The following is a 23,725-nucleotide window of genomic DNA, read 5'->3' as shown; positions in this document are numbered from 1 at the left end:
CTCCTCGCACCGCCGGTCCCGCAGTGGCAGGACCGGCCGCAGGACCGGCCGGGGCGGGGTGCCCCCGGCTCAGGCCCGGGCACCGCCGTCCACCCGCAGAACCGCACCGGTCACGCAGGAGGAGCGGTCGCTGAGCAGCCAGGCGGCGGCCTCGGCGATCTCGGCCGGATCGGCCCCGCGGCGCAGCGGTGTGTGGGCCCGCAACCGTTCCTGCGGGCCGGGGCAGTCCGCCTCCCACGCGCGGATCATCCCGGTCAGCGCGTTGCCGGAGGCGATCGCGTTGACGCGGATGCCTTCGGGGCCGTAGGTGATGGCGGCCGACTCGGTGGGGCTGCTGACCGCCCGCTTCATCGCGCCGTGGGCGGGCAGCTCGGGGTTGCCCGCCAGGCTGCCGACCGAGGGGTTGTTGACGACGGCGCCCGTGCCGGCGGTGACCCGGACCGCGGCCACCTCGGCGACCACGGCCAGCCAGGCACCCTTGAGGTTGACGGCGTGGACGTGGTCGAAGTCCGCCTCGGGGAGCTGGTCCATCGGGCCGGGCCGCTGGATGGCCGCCCCGTTGTTGAAGGCGACGTCGAGCCGACCGTACAGGCCCACGGCGCGGTCCACGGCGGCGCGCACGCCGGCCGGGTCGGCCAGGTCGCACACGACGTAGTCCGCGGTGCCGCCCGCCGCGCGGACCTGCTCGGTCACCTCCTCCAGCCGGGCCTCCGTCCGGGCCGCGAGCAGCACCCGGGCGCCCTCCCGGGTGAACAGCCGCGCCGCCGCGGCCCCGATGCCGCGACCGGCACCGCTGACGAAGGCGACCTTCCCGGCCTGCAGGCCCGCGGTGGAGGTGGAGTGGAGACGGTGGCGGGTGTGTTGTCCATGGCGAGGAGCCTGTGCCGGCGGCGGGGGCGATCCAGGCACGGGCGGTACCCGGATCGCCCCTGCGCCACCGCGGGCACCGGGGGTGTGGACGGACGAGGACTGGCGGCCTTCCCGCGCAGCAGGCGCGAGCGGATCAGGCCTGCCGACGTGGGCCTGCCCACCGGGCCGAGGCGCCGTACCCCGGGCTTGCGCCGTGAGGAGGCGGCACAGCCCGCCTTCGTCTCGACCGAGTACTGCACGCGGCTGGAGCAGGCCCGCGCCCGTCGCGCGAGGTGCTGGCCGGGCTGGCCCGGGCCCTGCGCCTGTCGGACGCCGAGCGCGCCCACCTCCACCACCTCGCCGGCGCTCCGCCCGCCTCGCCACCGGGCCCCCGCGCGAGGTGCGGCGGAGCATCCTCGGGCTGCTGCACAGGCTGCCGCAGGCCGCCGCGTTCGTGACGTCGGCGACGCTCGAGGTGCTCGCCTGGAACGAATGGGCGGCCGCTCTCATGGAGGACTTCTCGGCCCTGCCGCGGCGCGACCGCAACCTGGTGCGCCGCGTCTTCCTCGGGCCGCCCCCCGAGGGCCGGCGCCTGTACGGCGTCTCCGACGCCGACGCGTTCGCCCGCCGCGCGGCCCGGCGCCTGCGCGCCGCCGCCCGCTACACCGAGGCGCCCGAGGTGCCCGAGCTGGTGGACGAACTCCTCGTGGGCAGCCCCGAGTGCCCGGCTGTGGGCCTCCCGCGACGTGTCGGCGGAGTCCACGTTGCGCAAGACCTTCCAGCACCCGATCGTCGGCCCGGTCACCGTCGACTGCGACGCCCTCGGCATCGCCGACCGCGACCAGCAGGTCGTGATCTACACCACCGCCCCGGGTTCGCCGTCCGGGGAAGCGCTGCGCCTGCTGTCGGTCATCGGCACACAGCGCATGGACGTCGCCCGTTGGGATCGGGGGGTGAGGGACGGGACGTCGGGGGTACCCGCGGTCGAGTACGACGCCGGCGCTATCGCAGGAGGTACCCATGGGCAAGCTGGGAGACATGGCGAACAAGGCCAAGGAACTGGCGAAGGGCCACCCCGACCAGGCCGACAAGGGTGTCGCGGGCGCCGAGCGGATGATCGACGAGCGTACGGGCGACAAGTACGACGCCCAGACCGACAAGGCCGCCGACGCGGTGCGCCGTTCCTACGGGGGCGACGACACGACGGAGCGCTGACCCGCACCGGAACACCCCTGGCCCCCGGCGCGACGCGCCGGGGGCCAGGGGTGTTCCGGTGACGCCGGTCCCGGCCGGGACCGCAACCACCGCCGAACACCGGCCGCCTCGGGAGACGGGCGCGGGGACGGGCCGCCGGCCGGAACCCCGGCCGAGGGGTCCCGGCCGGCACCGCTGCCCGTCCTGCTCGTGGCGGGAGGGGGCACCGCCGTCGCGCGAGCCCGCCAGCCGGCCCCTCGTCCCGCGGCCGCCCGCCGGAGGCGGTTCTCACCTCCCCGGCATCGATGCGCGGGCCAGGGCCCGTTCGATCGCGGTCGCGGGGAACGGAGTGCGCTTGCTCCGCGTGAGCAGCCGCCGGTGGAAGTCGTCCAGGACGACCGCGTGCGGGGCGTGGCGGTCGATGATCTCCCCGATGCCGGGCGGGACCCCGTCGGGCCGGTGACCCCCGGCCCACGCACGCAGGAAGGCCCCGGGTTCGGTACCGCCGCGCACGCTGTCGGGCAGGTGGTGGCGAAGCAGGTGGCTCGGTGCGTACGAGCGGTCGTACACGAGGTGCTCGGCGAGGAAGGCGCCCTCCTCCGGTGAGAGTTCGAACTCCCGGCTCGACGCGAGCCCGAAGTCCGCGAAATAGACCTGCCGGCCGTCGGTCAACAGGTTGGCGAAGTGCGTGTCGAAGTGGACCATTCCGTGCGCGCTCATGAACTCCGTGCCCCGCGACAGCGCCTCCTCGACCCACTGGTAGGCCGCCTCGTCCGCCGGTCCCGGTCCTTGCGCGCGGTGCCTGTCGGCGAGCCACGCGGCGAGCGTCCGGGGCACGTGCTCCAGGAAGAGGACCAGGCTGGTGGAGGACCTCCCGATGGCTTCCAGCCGGCGGCGCACGGCAGGCGACCCCTCCCAGTGCGCGACGGCCCCCTCGACGCCCCCCAACGCGTCGGCGAAACCGACGGGGGCGCTGTCGGGCAGGACGCGCCAGTGATGCAGCAGCGGGAAACCCGCGTACTCGTTCCTCAGCACCCAGGCCGTGGTCATGAGGTGTGCGGCCAGCTCACGCCAGGCGCCGAAACCCGCCGACCCGGCCCCGTACTGGTAGAAGAGCGGGAGACCGAACAAGTTGGCGGTCGACCGGACGTGCTCGGGCCGCAGTTCGAGGTCCGTCAGCGGAACCCGTTTGACGAAGACGCGTCTGCCCTCGACCTCGATCTCCGCCGACCTGCCGCCGATGCCGGAACCGGAACCCGGTGCGGCGGCCACCACGTCCCGCAGCCGACGGTCGCTGAACAGGGACAGCCGTGCTCCCACTGCCGCGTGGGCGGACACTCGCGCGGCGTGCCCCGACCCGGCTTCATCCATCGGCGGCTCCGGCCCGGCACTGGAACTGACTTCTGCGGATCATGCCAGGAAAGTGAACACGACTTCCGCGTCGTCGGCGAACGCGTACGCGGGCGACCGGGCGGGGCGTCCGAAGAGCGCTGGGCCGGCCGATCACGTGGGCCCGTCCGGCTGTGCGGAGGGCCGTGGGCGGAGAGGGCAGGATTCGAACCTGCGTGGGCCACCGGGGTGGCCCGACCTTCGAGGCGTGCTCGTCGGTCCCCGATCAACCGCTCCGGGCACCTCTCCTCGTGTCCGGCGTCCGGTGTCCCGTGCCGTTCACGTGCACCACAGTGACAGGGCGTGCTGACGGCGTGCTGACGTGCCTCCGGCGAAATCGTGATCAGTGGTGGAAGCTGGACAAAAAAACCAATCGCCCCTATTTTGGACGGAACCCCTGCCGGGTCGACGACGTGTGGGATGTCGTCGGTGCCACATGCCCCGTGCCGCACCGCGCTCCCGTCCGGCTCGCCAGAGGAGGGCGTTGTGAACTGGCGCGAGATGGCCGCCTGCCGCTTCGAGGATCCCGAACTGTTCTTCCCCGTCAGCGACGGGGGCTCGTCCCTGCGTCAGATCGAAGAGGCCAGACGGATCTGTCACCGCTGTCCCGTATTGCGTGAATGCCGCAGGTGGGCGCTGCGCTGCGGCGAAACCGACGGGGTGTGGGGCGGGCTCACCCCGCGCCAGCGGCGGGCACTGTCGCCTTCCGCGGTCCCTCCGGCGGGCGGGCCCCGAACCGACCCGGACGCCACGGCCGCCCACTCCGTCCCGGACGGTCGAAGGACCCAAGGGCCGGGTGGCCGGGCTCAGAAACCGATGCGCCCGGTCACGCGGGTGACCGAGTCGTAGTGCCGCGCGTCGGTCCACCAGCCCGTCAGGACGGCGGACGGCGCGGCGGTCCCTCCGAACAGGTCGTCGTCCGGACCGGGCCAGACGGCGTCGCGTCCGCGGCCGAGCGTGATGTGCGGGACCCAGCGGACCGGGTCGTGCAGTGGGTTGAGCCGACCGCTCCCCGGCGCGTCGCGCAGCGTCCGCCAGACCGTCTCGTGCAGGCGCAGCAGGGCGTCGTCGGCCCGGACCGCCCAGGCGAGCACCCGGTACCGGCCGGTGAACCGCACGACGCCGTCCAGGCACAGCGGAAGGGGCAGGACGGCCAGCTCCCGCTCCAGCTGGTCGCGGACCCGCGGCGCAAGGGTGTCGACCGTGGCGAGGGTGAGGTGCGGACGGTTCGTCGGATGCCGGTGCGCGGCCTGGCTGGGCAGGCCCGACTCCAGCAGGCGGCGCCACACGTCCTCGACGGTCCGCCCGGTCGCACGGTCCGGCAGCAGTTCCACGCTGTGCACCTTGTCAGGGTACGGCCGCCCGGCCCCCGGCCCCGGCACGTGCCCCGACCGCCTCCCCGGTGTCCCGGCGGCGGGCACCGCGGCGCTCCCCGGCGCGGAACGGCCCGGGAGACACCGGCGCAACGGGCGGCCGTCGGCACCCCGCGTGTCCTACGCTCTGTGCGGGAAGCAGCACACGGCGCGCACGAGGAGGCTCTTCATGGAATCCGTCGCACCCGAACTCCTCATGGCCCTCGCCGGCGGCACGGCGGGCGCGGCGGGACAGCAGCTCTGGGCGTCCCTGCGGGACCTCGTCCGCCGCAGGCCTACGGCCGACCCGGTCGGCGGGGAGGACGAGTTGACGGCCCTGGAGGAGGCGTCGGACAGCCCCGAGCAGGCGCGTGGCCTGGCGCGGGCGTTGGCCGTACGTGCCGGGGAGGACCCCGCGTTCGCGCGGGAACTGGCCGCCTGGCGGCGCGAGGCCGAGGCGGGGACCACCGTGCGCACCGGTGAGGGGGACGTGCGCAACACCGTGTCCGGAGGAACCCAGACCACCGTCGTCCAGGCACGGGACGTGCACGGGAGCCTGCACATCGGCGGCTGACGCGCCGTCGGCCGCACGGGAGGCGGCGGCGCCCGGTGCGCCCCGGGCGGGCGGCCGGGGCGACCCGGCGGAACGGATCCGCCGTCCGTCACGGGCGGTTGACCCGCCGTCAGGCCGCGTTCCCCGCGCCACCGCGGCCCGCCGGGGTTGTCCGAAGACAGATCCACACTCTTGACTGGTACATACCAAAGCGGTTGAGTGTGGCCCCACACCCCCCACCGCGGCCGCACCGATGCCGTGGCCGACTCCGTCGGCGCGTGCGCACAGAGCCCTTCCTCGCCATCGGTACGGCCTGGCAACGCAAAGGAAGTGGTCCCGTGTCGAAGCGCCGCCCCTCCGCCCGACTTGCCGCCCTGCTGGCCGCGATCGTGGTCGGCACCGCGACTCCGGCGCTGCTGCCGGGCGCGGAAGCTTCCGCCGCGTCCTGTTCGAGCTACCCGAGCTGGACGGCCGGCAGGTCCTACGTCACCGGCGACATCGTCCGCTACACCGACGGCAAGGCCTACATCGCGGAGCACGACAACCCCGGCTACGACCCGGTCATCAGCACCTGGTACTGGGAACCCTACGCCTGCGACGGCGGCTCCACCGACCCCTCCGGCAGCTTCGTCGTGAGTGAGGCGCAGTTCAACCAGATGTTCCCGAACCGGAATTCGTTCTACACCTACAACGGTCTGAAGGCGGCCCTGAGCGCGTACCCGGGCTTCGCCAACACGGGCAGCGACACCGTGAAGAAGCAGGAGGCCGCGGCTTTCCTCGCCAACGTCAGCCACGAAACCGGCGGGCTCGTCTACGTGGTGGAGCAGAACACCGCCAACTACCCGCACTACTGCGACTGGAGCCAGCCCTACGGATGCCCGGCCGGGCAGGCGGCCTACTACGGCCGCGGGCCCATCCAGCTCAGCTGGAACTTCAACTACAAGGCGGCGGGCGACGCGTTGGGCATCGACCTGCTCAACAACCCCAACCTGGTGCAGACGGACGCCTCCGTCGCCTGGAAGACCGGGTTGTGGTACTGGAACACGCAGACGGGCCCCGGCACGATGACCCCCCACAACGCGATGGTCAACGGCGCCGGATTCGGCCAGACCATCCGCAGCATCAACGGATCACTGGAGTGCGACGGCAAGAACCCCGCGCAGGTCCAGAGCCGGGTGGACGCCTACCAGCGCTTCGTCCAGATCCTGGGCACCACGGCGGGCGCCAACCTCTACTGCTGACCGGCCCGCCCCCGGTGGGCGGCGCCGCCCCCGGTGGGCGGCGCCGTCGCGGGGCACGGCGGTGCGCTCACCGCCCGTCCGTGCCACCCGGCCCGTCCCGCCCGCCCCGCGGTTCCCCGCCGAGCAGGGTCGCGAGGTGGTGGCTGACGGTGACGTGGTGGTAGTCCTCACCCGGAACGACCTTGCCGGGAAGGTTGGTCCGATCGCTCCGGGACGTCGACTCCCGCTCCCCGGTACCGGGGAAGCCGACGCAAGTCCGCGGTTCCTCCGCGAAGCGGAGGCGGTCGGCCCCGACCGTCGTCCGCAACGAGATGTCCGGTCGCGGGCCCCCACCCGCGACGTGCTCCCGGCCCGGGCCCCGTCCGGCGGCGGCGGGCGGGCCGGCGTCCCGTGGTCCCGTGCCCCCGGCCGTTCACGGCGGCTCCTCACGCCTGCCGCCGGTACGGCGGGCGGGCCGCGACGGCTCCTTCCCGTCCTCGGCGCGCACCCGGCGCGCGCGAGCGCTGTCCCGGCCCGGCGCCGTCCGGCCGCGTTCCCCCTCGGCGGCCCTGCGCGGCGTGGCCCGTCCGGCCGGGGCGGCGCGGCGCACGGCGCCGCCCGCCGCGCCCTGGACGTCCTCGGCGGCGCCACCGCCCTTGCGCGCCGCGCCGCCCACCGCTTCTGCCACGTCTCCGGTGGCGTCACCGGTCCCCTCACCGACGGTCCGGCCCACCTCACCGGCCACGTCCTCCACCGCACCGCCGGCGCCGCGGCCCACGTCCCCTACCGCCGACCCGGCGCCCCGGCCGACGTCCTCGACGGCCCCTGCGGCGCCGTGGCCGACGTCCTCCACCGCACCGCCGGCGCCGCGGCCCACGTCCCCTACCGCCGACCCGGCGCCCCGGCCGACGTCCTCGACGGCCCCTGCGGCGCCGTGGCCGACGTCCTCCACCGCACCGCCGGCGCCGCGGCCCACGTCCCCTACCGCCGACCCGGCGCCCCGGCCGACGTCCTCGACGGCTCTGCCCGCGCCCGTACCCAGCTCACCAACGGCCCGCCGCGCCCCGCCACCGACGTCCCGCACGGCGGACCCGACCCCACGTGCCAGCTCCTGCAGGATCTGCGGGTTGCGGTCGAGCGTGGTGAGCACCCGGCTGATGATCGCCGCGACGTTGTCGAGACGGACCTCGAGCTGCGCCTGCGCCTCCACACCGGAGATGCCCAGGTGCACCCGGCCCAGCGCGACGTCGGCGCCCACATTCAGCTTCAGCAGGTCCAGCACCTCGGCCTGCAGTGAAACGCGCGCCCGCAGGTCCTCGACGTCGAGGTCGATCTGGTCGACCTTCAGGAGGGGAACGTCGAGGAAGACGTCGGGAGCCGCAGCGGCCGCCACGCCGGCACCGGCGCTCCCACCGCCTACGGGGACGACGGCGTCCCCGTAGGCGGTGGCCGCCTCGTCCCCGCCGTGGAAATCCGGCTCCTCGCCGTCGTCCGGCTCCGGCTCGACGTACCCGCCGGTTTCCCCGGCGCCGGCCCCGTCGTGCAGGTCGCGCTCCTCGACGGGGCTGTCGTCGCCTTCGGCGTTGTCGTGCATGGCTGCACCTCCGCGGGTCACCGACACGTTCCGACCCCTTCGGTCGAGTATGACCCGCCAGGTGTTCGGCGGTGCCGGCCGCCGAGGGGCCCCGGGGGGTCCGGGAGCGTGCGGAGGGCGCCGGGGCCGGGCGTGCCGGGCGGCCGGTGGGCACGTTCGCTCCTGCGCGGACGAGGGGCCGAACGGGTGAAAGCCGTCGGAGCGGGCTGCACCGGCGGCGCGGGACGCCCCGCGAAGCGGTTGCCCGCGGCGCGGGGCGCGCCGGGGTCGGGTGGCAGGCCGTTCGGGACGCCCGGCCGGAAGGCCCGCCTCCGCCCGTGTGAAGACCTGCGCGACCCGCCGTTCAGGGACCGCGGATCGGGGAACAGGGGGCCATGCGCACGCTCGTCGCCGACGGCACCCCCAGCCCCGCCCCCGGATCCCGGGCACCGAGGCGCTCGGCGGCAGCGTCATCACCGCCCGGAAGGAGAACCGTTCATGAACGACGTCAAACCTCTCGCCCTCGTCACGGGCGCGTCCAGCGGTATCGGTCTCGAACTGGCCAAGCAGCTCGCCGAGCGGGGCCACGACCTGGTCATCAACGCCGAGGACGAGGCCGGCCTGCAGCGGGCGGCCCAGCAGATCCGGACGGCCGGCGCCACGGTGCAGGCGGTCCGGGCGGATCTGCGCCTCGCCGACGAGGTCGAAGCCCTCCACCGGGCGGTCACCGCGGCAGGCCGGCCGCTCGCTGTCGCTGTCCTGAACGCCGGGGTGGGGCGCGGTGGCGCCTTCACGGACACCGACCTGGCCGACGAGCTGGACATCATCGACCTCAACGTCCGTTCGACCGTGCACCTGGCCAAGCACGTCGTGCGGGACATGGCGGCCCGGGACGAGGGCCGCATCCTCGTCACCTCCTCCATCGCGTCCACGATGCCCGGCTCCTTCCAGGCCGTGTACAACGCGTCCAAGTCGTTCCTGCAGTCGTTCACCCAGGCCCTGCAGAACGAGCTGAAGGACACCGGCGTCACGTTGACCGCGCTGATGCCCGGCCCCACCGAGACGGACTTCTTCCACCGGGCCGGCATGGACGACACCAGGATCGGCCAGCAGGACAAGGACGACCCCGCCCAGGTCGCGCAGCAGGGACTGGACGCCCTCTTCTCGGGCAAGGACAAGCTCGTCGCAGGCTCCGCGAAGACCAAGGCGCAGGGACTGGCCGACAAGGTGCTCCCGGACCGGCTCAAGGGTGAGGCCCACCGCAAGATGGCCGAACCCGGCTCCGGCGACCAGGAATGACCGGCCACCGCGCCCGGTGTGCGCAAGGTGCCGCACGGTCCGGCCCATACCGGCGGGAGCGCCGCTCCCCGGCCGCCGAGTGGGCCGAGCCCGTACTGAACCGGTGCGTACGGCGGTGCCGGGAGCCGGCTTCCCGTCGCGCCGCCGGAACCCGTCCGTCTCCGCCGACGGGCCTGCCCGGGTGCCGGTCCACCGGTGCGCCGGGTGGACGGGCGGAACCGCGACGGGGCGTTCGCCGACCGGCCGGGTGGTGGTGCGGCGGGTGTGCGCGGGCGACGCGCCTGCCGTCGTGTCGGTCGAACCGCGGTGTGCGGGGAGCGGCCGGGCTGCGCGCGATCGCGCCGACGGCCGCATCGAGCCCCACCCCACCGCCGACCGGGCGGCGGGCCCCTCAGTTGCCGCTGGTCACCGGGACCCGGGCACTCCGCGCGAAGGCCGGCCTGTGCGTCCGGGTTTCCTGGGCGAGGATTTCCCGCAGCAGCTCCCTGAGCTGGACGGAGGGTTCGATGCCCAGCTCCTCGACGAGCCGGCGCCGGGTGCTGTAGTAGGTCTCCAGCGCCTCGGCCTGGCGGCCCGCCCGGTACAGGGCGAGCATGAGCAGCTCGATGATGCGCTCGCGCCACGGGTGAGCGGCGCTCATCCTCTTGAGTTCACCGATGGTGCGGACCGGGTCGGCGATGTCGATGTCGAGCGAGAGCTTGTCCTCGAGCGCGGTGAGGTACTCCTCCTTGAGCTGGAGGGCGATGCTGCGGCACCTGGGACCCTGGGCGATGCCCTGGAACGGTTCGCCCTGCCACAGGGAGAGCGCCTCCTTGAACAGGGCGTGCGCGGCGACGGGATCGGTGTACATGCGGGCCCGTGCCCGGGAGACCGTCTGGTGGAAGGTGTTGGTGTCGACCGTCGCACCGTTCAGTTCGAGGACGTAGCCGGAGGAGCGGTTGAGCAGACGGGGGCCGGCCGTCGGGTGCGAGATCTGCTGCAGCGTGCGGCGCAACCGGTACACGTGCGCCTGGAGCGAGTTGCCCATGGTGGGCGGCGGGGCCTCGCCCCACAATTCTCCGTACAGCTGGTCCACGGAGAGCAGCCGTCCGCTGTCGACGAGCAGGATGGCCAGCAGGGTGCGCTGGCGGGCACCTCCGACGGTACTGACCTGGTCGCCGGCCCGGATCTCCAGTGGTCCGAGGAGCCTGAAGTCCAATTCGCTCTTGCTCTCTTTGCTTTTTTCCGGGTTCACCTCTCTGCCTTCGGAGCAGCGACTGGAGACAACAGCCCGGTACGAAGAACCAACCCTCTTCAGCACAGACATTCTCCGATCATGCATGAGCGACGGCCCCTATTCAGATATTAATTAATACGACGAAATAAGGGAGGGGCAAGAGGGCGGGGATGGTGGGAGTCGATTATTGGCCAAGGTGCGTGAGAGGTTGAAAATCTTATGAGTCCGTCATGAAATAAGGGGTAAAAAGGGCGAAGCGTTGATTGCAGGAACGATTATTCACCAACGCCCCTTCGATTTTGTCAACTCGGCGTTGACGGATTCGATTCTCAGGGAGCGTCCGGCCAGGGGAATGGCGGCGTGATTGGGGGGCATCTCCGCCCATTACCTCAAAGGTAATTGACAGGCCCCGGAGGTGCGACGCGCCGACGGGCGAGGTGGGAAGTCCGGTGTTCGCGGCGGCTGTGCAGGGAGTCCAATGACACCCTGGCCTACATTTTCCGCCAGGCGGCGAGTCAGTGGCGCGTCAGTGCCAAGTCAGTGTCATGTCAGAGCCGAGTCAGTGGCGCGTCAGAAAAGCGGGAATAATCGGCGGTGCAAAACGGCGGCAGATTGAAAAGCGGCCTCAAAGGTCGGCCGGGTAATTTATTTCATTACCTGTGGGCGCCCAGGTAATGGGTGCGGTTACCAGGAGGTGCCGAGGAAAGCGCTTTTGATGCGCGCGACTCGTCCGCGCCGCCGGCCGTGTCCCGCCTGCCGGCCCGGTCCGGTGGCCGGAATTTTCGCAGCGCTTGCGACGGCGCGGAGTACCGGAGCCGACCGGGGGGGCGGTCCGCTCGGTGGTCCACCCGTGGCGGCCGGGCTGCTCGCCGGAGCCGGCGCCTGTGCGGGCGGCGTGGAGCACGGTCCGGCGCCTGCGGCACATCGGCGGTAACAGGAGCCCGGCCGGCGTGCCGTGACCGGCGCCGTACGCGGACGCCGGCGCGCAAGGGTGGGCCCGTCCGTGCCGGCCCGGGCACGCCTTCGAAGGAGCCGCTCGTCCGGCCCTCGGGCGGGGGCCCGCCGGCTCGCCCCCGCCCGAGGGCCGACGCGTGGACGGGGCGGTGGACGGGGTCCCTCCGGGCGTCTCCCGGCAGGTTCGCGGCCCTGCGCGCCGCGGGGCGGACCGGCTGCGCGCGACCCGCCCCGCACGTGGCCCCGCGGGCAGGCGCCGCGAGGGGCACGGCCCCGGTCCGGGGGCGTCACCGGGTCCGCGGTCTCCCGCGGCCGTGCGTCCGGCCGGGACGTCGTCCCGGGCGCCGGCGGTCGGCCCGGTCGGCAAGGGTGGCGTGCGTGCGATCCAGGAGCAACGGGACTGCGCGTCCTGGGGCGTCGGCGCAGAAATATCTGATGTCGCGGAGGGGCTCGCCACCGTCCTATGACGGTCGGGCTTCCCCGGAACACATTCCAAACCGATCGGCTAATGTTGAACAATGATCACCTCGCTGCGGTCACCCGATACCCCCGACGTCGGCGCCGTTCTGCGCAGGTGGCGGGATAGACGGGGAGTCAGCCAGCTCGAACTGGCCTCCCGGGCCGGCAGCTCCGCCCGGCACATCAGTTTCATCGAAACCGGCCGCGCCAGGCCCAGTCACACCCTTCTGATGAAGCTCGCCGAACACCTCGACATGCCGCTGAGGGACCGCAACAGTTTATTGGTGTCTGCCGGATTCGCCCCGCAATTCCCCGAAACTCCGCTCGATGACCCCTCGATGAAGACGCTCAGCGGGGAACTCGAACGGCTGTTGGCCGTCCACGATCCGAACCCGGCCCTCGTGCACGACAGCCACTACCGTATCGTCGAAGCCAATCGCAGTCTGCTCGCCCTGATCTCGGGCGCGGCCCCCCACCTGCTGGAACCGCCCATCAACACGATGCGCCTGACGCTCCACCCGGAGGGCCTGGCCCCCGCGATCCGCAACCTCGCACAGTGGCGCACCCATCTGCTGGGCCAGATGGAACGGCAGATCGCGCTGAGCGGCTCGGCGGCCATCGCGGAGCTCTACCGGGAAGTGGCGGCCTACCCGGTCCCCGACGGTGGGCCCTCGGCGCCGGTTTCCGGCAACGCCTACGCGCTGCCGCTGTGGATCGACTGGCGGGGCAGGCAGCTCTCCTTCGTGTCGATGCTGGCGACCTTCAACACGCCCCTGGACGTGACCGTCTCCGAGCTGGCAATCGAGACCTTCCTGCCTTCGGACCCGGAGACGGCCGCCGCCCTGCGGGAGATGACCGGCGAGGTCAGGCCCCCGGAACCCGGTCCAGGAAGCCGCTGACGGACCTGATGCGGCCGTCCTCGGCCAGCGTGATGACATCGGAGCCGCCGGCGGGGGAGGACCCGTCGGCCCTCGACACCAGGTCCCAGGAGAAGCGGGCGATGTGGTGGTTGCCGTCGACCTCCCCCTTCAGCCGGAACTCGAAGCCGGGGAACTGGGACTGGGCGCCGGCGATCGCCGCGGCGATCCCGTCGTGACCCGACACGTCGGCCAGCGGGTCGGTGTAGGTGGCGTCCGCCGTGAAGGCGTCGGACACGGCCTTGGCGATCGCCTCGGCTCCGTCGGCGTTCCAGGCGGCGAAGTAGCGCTCGGCAGCGGCGGCGTACGTCGTCATGGGGTTCTCCTTCGTTCCTGTTCCGAGCCGCGGTGTCAGCGCGGCCGTGCAGACACTCTGCCGGGCGCTGGGCGGCCGGTCGATTACCTGCCGGGTAATCGCCGGAGCGGAGGGAGGGACCGCCGGCTCCCGGGCGGCCGGCCGCTTGGCGACGGCGGGTGACCGGGGGCGGCGGGACCGGGTTGCCCGGGCGGCGGCCGGCCGGGCCGGCGGCGGTCACCGGACCCGGGCGGCGGCGTGCCCGCGGCCCGCGTCCCGGGCGGCCCTGCGCCGGACTCGCCGCCGTACGGTTCCGGGCCGCCGGGGCGGACCGGAACCCGGCGCCCCGAGCGGGTGACGCCCGGCCTCCCCGTGCGGCGCCTCGCCGGAGGCGCCGCACGGGGAGGCGTCTCACCCCGCGAGCAGCCGGCGCAGCCAGTCCATCCGGGCCGCCCGGGCCGCCCGGGACAGCGCGGCCTGCGGGGCGAACCCGTCGAAGCCGTGGAACCCGCCCGGCCAGACGTGCAGTTCGGCGACCCCGCCGGCTTGCCAGATGCGGGTGGCGTAGGCGACGACCTCGTCCCGGAAGGTCTCGGCGGAGCCCACGTCGAGGAAGGCCGGGGGAGACCGGACAGATCCTCGGCACGGGCGGGCGCCGCGTAGGGGGAGACGGCCGGGCCGCCGCGCACCCCGCCGAGCAGGGCGTTCCAGCCGGTCTTGATGGCCGTGCGGTCCCAGACGCCGAGGCCCTCCATCTGGTGCGAGGAGACGGTGTCGTTGCGGTCGTCCAGCATCGGGCACATCAGCAGCTGGCCGAGCGGCCGCGGCCCCCCGCGGTCGCGCAGCAGCAGGGCGAGCGCCGCGCTGAGGCCGCCGCCCGCGCTGGCCCCGGCCAGCACGATCCGGTCCGGGTCCCCGCCCAGCTCCCTGGCGTTCTCGGCCGTCCACAGCAGACCGGCGTGCACGTCCTCGATCGGCGCGGGGTGGGGGTGCTCGGGGGCCAGGCGGTACTCCACGGACACCACGACCATGTCCAGTTCCCGTGCCCAGCCCAGGGCCGCGTCCATGCCCACCCGGTTGTTGCCGATGACCATGCCGCCGCCGTGCGCGTGGTAGACGACCGGTCGCGGCCCGCCGGAGGGCGGCGAGGCGGGGCGGCAGATCAGCAGCGGGACGTCGGGGGAGCCCCCCAGCCCCGGCACCGTCCGGTCCTCGACCTCGAAGGCACCGCCCATGGTCAGGTCCAGGTCGGCCAGCATGGCGATGCCCGGCCCCCGGCGGACCGCCTCGATCTCCCCGGGAGTCAGCCCGGGCTGGACGGCCTCGCCCATCAGTTCCAGCGCGGCGGCGAGTTCGGGGTCGAACGGCGGCGGGACGTACGTCATGGCTTCTCCTTCGCGCGCAGGCGGTGACGCGCGGAGCCGTGCGGTTCGGTCAACGCGTCGGTGCGGGCGGGTCCTCGAACGGGCGGCACCTGTCCGGCCGGATCGACGCCGGCCGGTACGCCCGGTCCACGGGACGGCTTCCGGCTTCCGTCCGTTCCCCGCTCCCGTGGCGCCGGGCGCGTCCCCGCGGCGGCAGCCGCGGACGGACGCCCTCCGTGTGCCCGTCGTCCGGTGCGGTCGATGAAGGCTCACATGTGCGCGGCCAGCCGGCGCAGGTGGCGTTGGAGACCGTGCTGGACCGCGGCTGCGTGCTCGAAGAAGTAGAAGTGGCCCCCGGGGAACTCGGTGACGCCGAGGAAGTCCTGGGACAGTGCCGACCAGCCGGCCATGTCCCCCGGGCTCACGATCGGGTCGGCCGTGCCGCAGTACGCGGCGACGGGGCAGGGCGCCGGCGCCCCGTCGTCCTGGTAACCCCCGGCGACCAGGAAGTCGCTGCGCAGCGCCGGCATGATCGTGGCCAGGGTGGCCGGGTCGAGCGCCGCGTCGTCCGGCATCAGCCCCAGCTGCCGTACCCGGGCCAGCAGTCCGTCGTCGGACATCTCGGCGACGCCCTCCAGCTCCTTCGCCGATTCCAGCGCGGGAGCCCAGCCGGACACCGCCAGGAGCGCGGGAACCGGCAGGCCGCTCGACTCGGCGGCCACGGCCAGCCGGTACGCCAGCAGCCCACCGAAGCTGTGCCCGAAGAGCAGGTAGGGCCTGCCGTCGAGCTCGGCCTCGAACGCCTCCTGCAGGGCGTCCAGCAGCGGTGCCACGTCCTTGAACGGTTCCTCTCCCAGCCTCTCCTGGCGTCCGGGGAGCTGCAGCGTGTGGACGTGCATCGTGGAGGGCAGGGTGGCCGCCCACGCCTGGTACATGGGAGCCGTGCCACCGGCATGCGGGAACAGGAACACCTGGTACGGGGCATCGGGGGCGGCGTCGGACGTGACGAACCACCGGGCGCGCCGCGCGCTCCCCGCGGCGCTCATGCCGTCCCCCCGGCGGCCGGGCCGCCCCAGGGCCCGGAGGACAGCCGGTCGCCGCGGGCATGGAGGGCCTGTTCGAACGCCTCGTCCCCACCGGGGGCCGCCCGTTCCCGGGCCGGCAGCGGGGTCCCTGTGCGGAACTGCTGACGGGAGACACCCATCACGCACCTCTCTCAAGTAGGGGGAGCGGTTCCGGCAATCCCACCAACGGCACCTGATGACCGCCTGATCGATCGCTGAAAGGTTGTACAGCCCAACGATCCGTCCCCCACCGGACCCGTGCCCTTCAGGCGGTCCGGAAGAGCACGGACGTCCCCCGCCGGTGCCCGTCGCCGCCGTCTTCGCCGGTGCGGACCATCAGCCGATTCTCAGTCCTCGATCAGCACCACTGGTCAGAGTGAACGACGGAATCGATGCCACGGAGGGAAGAGGATGAGCGAAGACTACGAAGTGGTCATCATCGGTGCCGGGATGTCGGGCCTCGGCATGGCCGCCCGGTTGAAGGAAGCCGGACGGCACGCGTTCACGGTGCTGGAGAAGGCCGCGTCGGTCGGCGGCACCTGGCGGGAGAACACCTACCCGGGTGCCGCCTGCGACGTGCGGTCCCACCTGTACTGGTACTCCTTCGGCGAGCAGCCCGACTGGAGCCACATCTACGCCGGGCAGCCGGAGATCCTCCGCAACCTCGAACGCTTCACCGAGGCCCACGGTCTCGGTGAGTACATCCGTTTCGGCACCGAGGTCACCCAGGCGTCGTGGTCGTCGGGGGAGGGGGTCTGGGTCCTGCACACCGCGCGCGGCGAGGAGGTGCGCGCACGGGTCCTGGTCGCGGCGTGGGGGCAGCTGAACAGGCCGGCCCCGGCGCGCGTCGAAGGGGTGGACACCTTCACGGGTGTGCAGGTGCACACCGCGCGCTGGCCCGAGGACCTGGACGTGACCGGCAAGCGGGTCGCCTGCATCGGCAGCGCGGCCAGCGCCGTCCAGCTGGTGCCCGCCATCGCCCCGGCGACCGAGCGGCTGACGGTGTTCCAGCGGTCCCCCAACTACCTGATCGCCCGGCAGGACCGGGTGCTGACCGACGAGGAGCGCGCCTCGCTCCTCGCGGAGCCCGACCGCTACCAGGCGATGCGCGACGCCATGTACCACGAGCGCGACGGATGGGTCGTGGCCCTGAGCAACGACGCCAACCCGGTCCGGGGGGAGTTCCTGCGCGCCGCCCGGGAACTGCTCGAGGCCCAGGTGCCGGACGAGGGCCTGCGGAAGGTGCTCACCCCGGGCTACGCGTTCGGCTGCAAGCGGGTGCTCATCAGCGACGACTACTACCCGGCACTGGGCCGCGACAACGTCGAACTCGTCACCGAGCCCATCACCCGCATCGAGCCGGAGGGCATACGGACCGCGGACGGCCGTCTCCACGACGTCGACGTGATCGTGCACGCCACGGGTTTCGAGCCGCTCGACCGGACCGGCGGGGTGGACGTGGTCGGACGGGACCTGCGGTCCCTGCGCGAGGTGTGGAAGGAGGGCCCCCAGGCGTACCTCGGCATGGCGGTCAACGGCTTCCCCAACATGTTCATGCTCTACGGCCCGAACACCAACGTGGGCCACCACTCGATCCTCTTCATGGTGGAGTGCCAGATCGCGTACGTGCTGCAGGCGCTGGAGGCACTGGACGCCGTCCCGTCAGGGCGGGTGGACGTGGATCCCGAGGTCCAGGGGCGCTACAACGAGGAACTCCAGCGGAAGCTGGCGGACACCGCCTTCAGCGCCGGCTGCGCGAGCTGGTACAAGACGCAGGACGGCAAGGTGGTCAACAACTGGCCGTCCAGCATCGAGGAGTACCGGGAACGCACCGCGGTCTTCGTGCCGCAGGACTACGCCCTGGAATGAGGGCACGAACCGGCAAGGACGAAGCGGTGGCCGAAACGGCCACCGCTTCTCGCGTGGGGGACCGGTCAGCCGGCCGCGGGGACGGCCAGTTCCGCCCGCACCGCCCGTCGCAGGACCTTGCCACTGGGATTGCGCGGCAGCGCCTCGGCGAAGTCGTACGACGTGGGGATCTTGAAGCCGGCCAGGCGGCCGTGGAGGAACAGCAGCAGGTCCCGGGGCCCGGCCTGCCCGCCCGGTTCCAGCACCACCCGGGCGTGGACGGATTCGCCCCACCGTTCGTGCGGAAGGCCCACCACGGCCGCCTCGGCCACGGCCGGGTGCTGGACGAGGGCCTCCTCGATCTCGGCCGGGTACACGTTCTCCCCGGCCACGATGATCATGTCGTTGACCCTGTCGCGGACGTGGAGGTAGCCGTCCTCGTCCAGGTAGCCGGCGTCCCCCATCCTGACCCAGCCGTCGACCACGGTCTTCGCCGTGGCCTCGGGCAGCCGCCAGTAACCGAGCATCCTGGCGGGGGTGCGCACACAGACCTCCCCCACCGCACCGGCGGGCAGCGGCTTGCCGTCGGTGTCCTCGATCCGTATCTCGATGCCCGGGTAGGGCCGGCCCGCCGCCCGCAGCCGGGGACTGCCGACGACGTGGTCGGCCGGTGGCAGGCAGACGGCGAAGTTGCCGGTCTCGCTGCTGCCGTAGATCTGCAGGAAGTCGCAGTCGAGCACGTCCAGCGCCCGGCGCAGCAGGTCCTCGCTGATCGGGGAGCCCCCGTAGACGATCTTGCGCAGCGAGCCCAGGGCGCCGCGGGCGGCGGCGGGCTCGGCGAGCATCAGCTCCAGCATCGCGGGGGCCACGATGGCGGTGGTGACCCGCTGCTCCTCGATCACCCGCACCGCGTGGGAGCTGACGAAGGTGGGCAGGGACACGACGGTGGCGCCCGCGTTGAACGCCTGCATGCCGTAGGACAGACCGCCGATGTGGAAGCCCGGCAGCCCGATCAGGCTGCGGTCGCCGGGTTTCCAGTCGAACCAGTCCAGTCCGTGGCTCTCCATCGCCTCGGCCACGTTGAAGAAACTGCGGTGGGGTAGGACGACACCCTTGGGCAGACCGCTGGTACCGCTCGTGTAGATCTGCACGACCGGGCTCTCCTCGTCGTCCGCGGCCGCATCGGTGGCCCCGGCGCGCACGGCGGCCTTGCGCGCCGCCAGTCCGTCGGGATCGTCGGCGGCGGCGTCCGCGCGCAGCACCGTGCGCAAGGTGGGCAGTCCCGCCCGCACCGCGGTGGCGACCGGCAGGTGCTCCTCGTCCACCAGGAGCAGCTCGGTGCCCGAGTCGCGCAGGATGTGGTCCACCTCCTGTGCGGTCAGCCGCCAGTTGACGGGCACGAGCACCGCACCGGTCTTCGCGCAGGCGAAGGCCAGCTCCCAGTACTCCACCGATTCCTTGCCGAGGTAGCCCACCCGGGAACCGGGGCCGATCCCGGCCGAGAGCAGGACCTGCGCCGTGCGGTCACTGTCCCGGTCCAGCTCGGCGTAGGTGACGGTCCGGCCCTCGCAGACGACGGCCGGGCAGTCGGGTTGCAGCCGCGCCCGGCCGGAGATCACGGCCTGCAGCGTACGCGGTCGCACTGTCGTGGTCATCACTTCGCTCCCGTCACTGACTCGTGTGCTGGTGCGCCCGCGGTGGGCAGCAGCTGTTCGATGTACTCGCTGAGCAGGTCGACGCGGGGCCGGTCGAAAGCGACGGACGCCGGCAGCGTGACCCTGAAGGCCGCCTCCAGGGAGTTGCGGATCTCGACCGAGTTGAGCGAATCCATTCCCAGGGCGGCCAGTTCCGCGTCGGTCTCCAGGTCGTCGGCCCCCTCGAAGCGCAGGACGTCGGCGAGCCGGGCACGGACGAGCGCGTTGACCCCCGCCGACCGGGCCGGGCCCGGCGCGGCCGGCAGGTCGCTCACGTCGGTCACCGCTCCGCCCCCGGCCCGGTCGCGGCCGGTCACCAGGTCGTCGAAGAGCGCGTTGTGCGCCCTGCGGGAGGTGAAGCGCTCCCAGTCGCACAGCCCCATGAGCACCTGCGCCCGGCCGCGGTCCAGCAGCGCCGGGAGCGCGTTCACGGCGGTGGACTGCTCCAGGAGTGCGATGCCCTGGCCCTCCCAGCTCCTGAGCAGGGAGGAGCTGAGCTGCTGCGCGGGGTCCTCGGGTGCCCAGGGCCCCCAGTTGACGGTGGTGGCGGGCAGGCCCGTGTCGGCCCGCCAGGCCATCAGGTGGTCGAGGAAGGCGTTGCCCGCGCCGGAGTTCGTCTGGGTCGGGGCACCGACCAGCGCACCCGCCGTGGAGCAGCCGAGGTAGAAGTCCAGTTCGGGCATCCGGGCCGTCGCCTCGTGCAGCAGCCAGGCCCCGTAGACCTTCGTCCGGAACACCGCGTCGAGGGTCTCCCAGGTCTGCTGGTCGACCGGGAGGTCCTGCCCCTCCCCGGCCGCGTGCACCACGCCTCCCACCGGCTGCCCGAGGGCCCCGATGCCGGCCATGGTGCGGGCGACGTCCTCGGCCGAGCCGATGTCGCACCGGTGGACCGTCACCGTGACCCCGTCACCGAGGGACGGCGCGGGCGCGCCGGTGCGGCTCAGCAGCGCCAGGTGGCGGGCGCCCAGGGCGACCAGCCGACGCGCGACGGCCAGTCCGACCATGCCGGTTCCGCCCGCCACCACGTAGGTGCGGTCGGGACGGACGGTGATCGGCAGTGATGGTTCGGGCGTCTGCGGTGCCGGGCGCAGCCGGCGTACCCAGCGCTGCCCGCCGCGGTGCGCGATCTCGAACTCGGCGTCCCCGTCCGCCGTCCACTCCCGCACCAGGCCCGTGACGCTGTCGGCGCCGGGTTGCAGGTCCACCAGCGTCACCCGGTAGCCCGGGCACTCGACGCCGAGGGCGCGGCCGAAGCCCCACAGGGTGGCCGCGGCGGTCGGCGGTCGCGTGTCCCCGTCGCCGGGCAGCCGCTGTGCTCCCTCGCCGACCAGCCACAGTCGCTGGCCCCGGCCGAAGCCCCGGCGCGCCAGGGTGTCGAGGAGCGGGAGCAGGTCGCGGTAGTTGCGCTCGCACGCGGCGCGCAGGCCCTGCACGCTGACGTCGTCGTCCGGGCCGCCGCGCCAGAACCAGCACAGGTCGGTGGGCGGTTCCGCCGCCAGCGCGGAGTCCAGCGCCGGTACGTCGGCTGCGAAGGCGAGGTCGACGCCGGCCCCGGCGGCAGCGTCCTGCAGTCCCGGGGGCCGGTGTTCCGGGCCCCCGAGGACGAGCACGCGGCGCTTGCCGGTCCGGTCGCCGGACAGGGGCCGGGCCGTCCAGTGCTGCTCGTAGAAGAGGCGGCCGGCCGCCGTCCGCTCCTCCTCCGGCCGCTGCCCGGCCAGCCGGGCCGCCTCGGCCGCCCGGCGCTGCGGGGTGGGCAGCCAGTAGCGCTTGCCGTCGAACGGGTAGGACGGCAGCGGCACCCGGTACTGCGGGGCGCCCTGGTGGTAGCCCGCCCAGGAGACGGTGACGCCCGCCTCGTACATCTTGGCCAGCGAGCGGCGGATCATGCTGGCGTCGTGGTCGTCGCGGAAGGCGCTGCTCAGCCAGACGTGGTCCGAGTCGCCGACGGACGTCCGGGCGAGCGCGGTGAGCGCGGTCGAGGGGCCCACCTCGACGAAGACGTGCCGCCCGCGCTTGTCCACCGCCCGGACCCCGGACTCGAACTGCACGGGGTCGAGCAGGTGGCGTATCCAGTAGTCGGGGGTCGCCATCTCGCCCGACCTGGCCACGCGACCGGTGACGTTGGACACCAGGGCCATCGTCGGCGCGCCGAACTTCACGGTCGTGAGGACCTCGCGGAACTCGTCGACGATCTCCGCCATGAGGGGGGAGTGGTAGGGCACGGCTCCCCGCAGCGGCGTGACCTTGACACCGCGGTCGGCCAGCCGCCGCCCGGCCTCGGCCAGGGACGCGCTCGCGCCGGTGATCAGGCACTGGCCGGGCCCGTTGACGGCACCGATCACGAGATCGGGGTACTGCTCGACGAGCGGGGCGACCTCGGCGGCCGGAGCGCCGATCGCCGCCATGCCTCCCTTGACCTGCACCCGTTCGCTGAGCCGTCCGCGCGCGGCCACCAGCCGGGCCGCGTCCTCCAGCGAGAACAGGCCGGCGGTGGCGGCGGCGGCGAACTCGCCCAGGCTGTGACCCATCAGCACCGACGGGCGCACGCCCCAGGACATCCACAGCTGCGCCAAGGCGTACTCGAAGCTGAACAGGGCGGGCTGGAGGTGGCGGACCTCGTGGATGCGCTCGGGCTCGGAGCACTCGCCGCGCACCAGCTCGCCCAGCGGGACGCCCGTCAACGGCGTCAGCACGCGGTCGCACGCGTCGAGGGCCGCCCGGAAGACGGGGTACTGGCGGTAGAGGGCGGCGCCCATGCCCGGGTACTGCGTCCCGGTGCCGGAGAAGAGGAACGCCACCTTCGGCGCGTTGGACCTGCCGGCCCCGGTGTCCCCCTGTTCGAGCGCCGCGATGCGCTTGCGCAGCACCCGGACGACGTCCTCCCGGTCGCGGACCACCTCGGCGATGCGGTAGCGGAAGTGCGCCCGGCCGGTGTTGGAGGTCCGGCACAGGTCGGCGACCGTCAGGCCCGGGTTGCGCTCCAGGTGGTCGAGGTGGCGTTCGGCGAGTGCGCGCAGCGACTTGCGGCTCTTGGCGGAGATGGTGAACACGGCGTCGGGACGCTCGTCGGCGGCGGAACCGCCGCCGACGGGTGCGGCCGGGACCGGCGGTTCCTCCAGGACGATCGACGCGATGGTCCCCGTCACGCCGAAGCCGTTCACCAGTGCGCGCCTGGTGCCGGCGGTGGGCCAGGGACGTGCTTCGGTGGGGACGGTGACCGGGGCTCCGTCCCAGGCGATGCGGCGGGAGGGCGTGACGAGGTTCAGGTGCGGGAAGATCGTCCCCTCCCGCAGCTGGAGGGCCGCCTTGATGATGCCGCCCACACCGGCGGCCCCCTCCATGTGGCCGATGTTCGTCTTCAGCGATCCCACGACGACGGGCTCGGCGGCGCTGTGCGACCGGCCGAAGACGTCGATGATCGCGTCCATCTCCGTGGGATCACCGAGCGCCGTGCCCGTGCCGTGCGCCTCGACGTACTGGATGTCACCGGGTTCCAGCCGGCACCGGGCCAGGGCCGAGCGCATCACCTGCTCCTGGGCCGCGCCGTTGGGCGCCGCCAGTCCCGCGCTCTCCCCGTCCTGCCCGACCGCGGAACCGCGGATCACGGCGTGCACGGTGTCGCCGTCGCGCTGCGCGTCGGACAGCTTCTTCAGGACCAGCACACCGCACCCCTCGGCGCGGGCGTAGCCGTCGGCCCGTTCGTCGAAGGTCTTGCACTGCCCGTCGGCGGACAGGACCCCGCCGAGGGACAGGATCTTGTGGTTGTGCGCGTTGTGGATGACGTTGGCACCGCCGCTCAGCGCCACGCGGCACTCGCCGTTGCGCAGCGCCTGGACGGCGAGGTGGGTCGCGGTGAGCGACGAGGAGCAGGTGGTGTCGATCGTCATGCAGGGACCGCGCAGGCCGAGGAAGTACGACAGCCGGCCCGACACGGCACTGTGGGTGAGCCCCGCGGCGAGGTAGCCGTCGAGATCGGAGGAGGCGAGGTCGGTGGACTCGAAGATGTAGTCGAGGGTGGTGACACCCATGAACACGCCGGTGTCGCCGTGCCGCAGGGAGGTGGGGTCGATGCCCGCGTGCTCCAGCGCCTCCCAGGCCGTCTCCAGGGCCAGACGCTGCTGGGGATCGATGTACGGGGCTTCCTTGGGGGACACCGAGAAGAAGGCGGCGTCGAACCGGTCGACGTCGCTCAGGAAGCCGCCGCTGGGCCGCTCGCCGGCGGGTCCCTTGTCGGAGTCGGGGTCCGGGGCCAGCTGCCGGCGCTCGTCGGCCGGCAGGGGGCGGATGCCCGACCGTCCCTCCCTGAGGAAATCGGCGAACGCGTCGGCCGTGCTGTTCCCGCCCGGGTAACGAAGTCCCATTCCCACGATGGCGATGGGCTCGTACTTCTCGCGCGTCAGCTCGGCGAGCGCTTCTTCCGTGTCCCGCAGTTTGGCCAGCACGGTGGCCAATTCGTCTTGCCTCGGCTTCGACGTGTCTGACATT

Annotated in this window: 15 protein-coding genes and 4 pseudogenes; 8 read left to right on the top strand and 11 right to left on the bottom strand. The window is 73.2% G+C overall.

Features of this window, described 5'->3' with window-relative positions; all coding sequences use genetic code 11:
- Positions 1–69 precede the first annotated feature (69 nt).
- Positions 70–822, bottom strand: coding sequence for an SDR family NAD(P)-dependent oxidoreductase (locus tag QQY24_RS02160; RefSeq protein ID WP_301976106.1), 753 nt, complete (start codon positions 820–822; stop codon positions 70–72).
- Positions 823–954: 132 nt separating this feature from the next.
- Here QQY24_RS02160 and QQY24_RS02155 point away from each other — a divergent pair.
- Positions 955–1,784 (top strand): annotated as a pseudogene (locus QQY24_RS02155) (helix-turn-helix transcriptional regulator); the annotation flags it as partial.
- Between the two features lie 85 nt (positions 1,785–1,869).
- A complete protein-coding gene (locus QQY24_RS02150) occupies positions 1,870–2,064 on the top strand; it encodes an antitoxin (RefSeq protein ID WP_301970938.1) in 195 nt (64 codons plus the stop codon).
- A 267-nt stretch (positions 2,065–2,331) separates the two neighbouring features.
- Here the strand turns inward: QQY24_RS02150 and QQY24_RS02145 are convergent, their stop codons facing one another.
- Together QQY24_RS02145 and QQY24_RS02140 are read right to left on the bottom strand one after the other, a co-directional pair.
- Entirely contained in the window at positions 2,332–3,414 is a 1,083-nt protein-coding gene (locus QQY24_RS02145) for a protein kinase family protein (protein ID WP_301970937.1), read from the bottom strand.
- Between the two features lie 169 nt (positions 3,415–3,583).
- A pseudogene (locus QQY24_RS02140) lies at positions 3,584–3,681 on the bottom strand.
- Between the two features lie 237 nt (positions 3,682–3,918).
- Between QQY24_RS02140 and QQY24_RS02135 the strand changes: the two are divergent.
- Positions 3,919–4,131, top strand: a pseudogene (locus QQY24_RS02135) (WhiB family transcriptional regulator); the annotation flags it as partial.
- 107 nt (positions 4,132–4,238) lie between these two features.
- On the opposite strand, the gene QQY24_RS02130 reads toward QQY24_RS02135, so the two are convergent.
- Entirely contained in the window at positions 4,239–4,775 is a 537-nt protein-coding gene (locus QQY24_RS02130; protein ID WP_301970936.1) for a 2'-5' RNA ligase family protein, read from the bottom strand.
- Between the two features lie 199 nt (positions 4,776–4,974).
- Here QQY24_RS02130 and QQY24_RS02125 point away from each other — a divergent pair, with 199 nt between their 5' ends.
- Together QQY24_RS02125 and QQY24_RS02120 are read left to right on the top strand one after the other, a co-directional pair.
- Entirely contained in the window at positions 4,975–5,358 is a 384-nt protein-coding gene (locus QQY24_RS02125) for a hypothetical protein (RefSeq protein ID WP_301970934.1), read from the top strand.
- Positions 5,359–5,675: 317 nt separating this feature from the next.
- Positions 5,676–6,578, top strand: a complete 903-nt coding sequence (locus tag QQY24_RS02120; protein ID WP_301970932.1) for a glycoside hydrolase family 19 protein — start codon at positions 5,676–5,678, stop codon at positions 6,576–6,578.
- A 412-nt stretch (positions 6,579–6,990) separates the two neighbouring features.
- On the opposite strand, the gene QQY24_RS02115 is transcribed toward QQY24_RS02120, so the two are convergent.
- Positions 6,991–7,950 (bottom strand): hypothetical protein, encoded by a 960-nt coding sequence (locus QQY24_RS02115; protein ID WP_367658037.1) that lies wholly within the window; start codon positions 7,948–7,950, stop codon positions 6,991–6,993.
- Positions 7,951–8,628: 678 nt separating this feature from the next.
- On the opposite strand from QQY24_RS02115, the gene QQY24_RS02110 reads away from it, so the two are divergent.
- Positions 8,629–9,429: an SDR family oxidoreductase gene (locus QQY24_RS02110; protein ID WP_301970930.1), complete on the top strand. Its 801-nt coding sequence runs from the start codon at positions 8,629–8,631 to the stop codon at positions 9,427–9,429.
- 391 nt (positions 9,430–9,820) lie between these two features.
- Here the strand turns inward: QQY24_RS02110 and QQY24_RS02105 are convergent, their stop codons facing one another.
- Positions 9,821–10,627, bottom strand: coding sequence for an AfsR/SARP family transcriptional regulator (locus QQY24_RS02105; protein WP_301970929.1), 807 nt, complete (start codon positions 10,625–10,627; stop codon positions 9,821–9,823).
- Between the two features lie 1,490 nt (positions 10,628–12,117).
- On the opposite strand from QQY24_RS02105, the gene QQY24_RS02100 reads away from it, so the two are divergent.
- Complete coding sequence (locus QQY24_RS02100; RefSeq protein ID WP_301970928.1) at positions 12,118–12,957, top strand: helix-turn-helix domain-containing protein; 840 nt, start codon at positions 12,118–12,120, stop codon at positions 12,955–12,957.
- Here the strand turns inward: QQY24_RS02100 and QQY24_RS02095 are convergent.
- From QQY24_RS02095 to QQY24_RS02085, 3 genes and pseudogenes are all read right to left on the bottom strand, one after another.
- Positions 12,923–13,291, bottom strand: a complete 369-nt coding sequence (locus QQY24_RS02095) for a nuclear transport factor 2 family protein (RefSeq protein WP_301970927.1) — start codon at positions 13,289–13,291, stop codon at positions 12,923–12,925. The genes QQY24_RS02100 and QQY24_RS02095 overlap by 35 nt on opposite strands.
- Positions 13,292–13,681: 390 nt before the next feature.
- A pseudogene (locus tag QQY24_RS02090) lies at positions 13,682–14,655 on the bottom strand (alpha/beta hydrolase).
- Between the two features lie 248 nt (positions 14,656–14,903).
- Entirely contained in the window at positions 14,904–15,680 is a 777-nt protein-coding gene (locus tag QQY24_RS02085; RefSeq protein ID WP_301970926.1) for a thioesterase II family protein, read from the bottom strand.
- Positions 15,681–16,109: 429 nt separating this feature from the next.
- Between QQY24_RS02085 and QQY24_RS02080 the strand changes: the two genes are divergently transcribed.
- Entirely contained in the window at positions 16,110–17,567 is a 1,458-nt protein-coding gene (locus QQY24_RS02080; protein WP_301970925.1) for an NAD(P)/FAD-dependent oxidoreductase, read from the top strand.
- Positions 17,568–17,632: 65 nt separating this feature from the next.
- Here QQY24_RS02080 and QQY24_RS02075 read toward each other — a convergent pair whose 3' ends face one another.
- Positions 17,633–19,201: a long-chain-fatty-acid--CoA ligase gene (locus tag QQY24_RS02075; RefSeq protein WP_301970924.1), complete on the bottom strand. Its 1,569-nt coding sequence runs from the start codon at positions 19,199–19,201 to the stop codon at positions 17,633–17,635.
- Positions 19,201–23,724 (bottom strand): type I polyketide synthase, encoded by a 4,524-nt coding sequence (locus QQY24_RS02070; protein WP_301970923.1) that lies wholly within the window; start codon positions 23,722–23,724, stop codon positions 19,201–19,203. The genes QQY24_RS02075 and QQY24_RS02070 overlap by 1 nt, the downstream gene beginning before the upstream one ends.
- Position 23,725: the final 1 nt, after the last annotated feature.

The sequence above is a fragment of the Streptomyces sp. TG1A-8 genome (genome assembly GCF_030499535.1).
In the GTDB taxonomy this organism is placed as follows: domain Bacteria; phylum Actinomycetota; class Actinomycetes; order Streptomycetales; family Streptomycetaceae; genus Streptomyces.
This window is presented reverse-complemented; position numbering and strand designations above follow the sequence as displayed.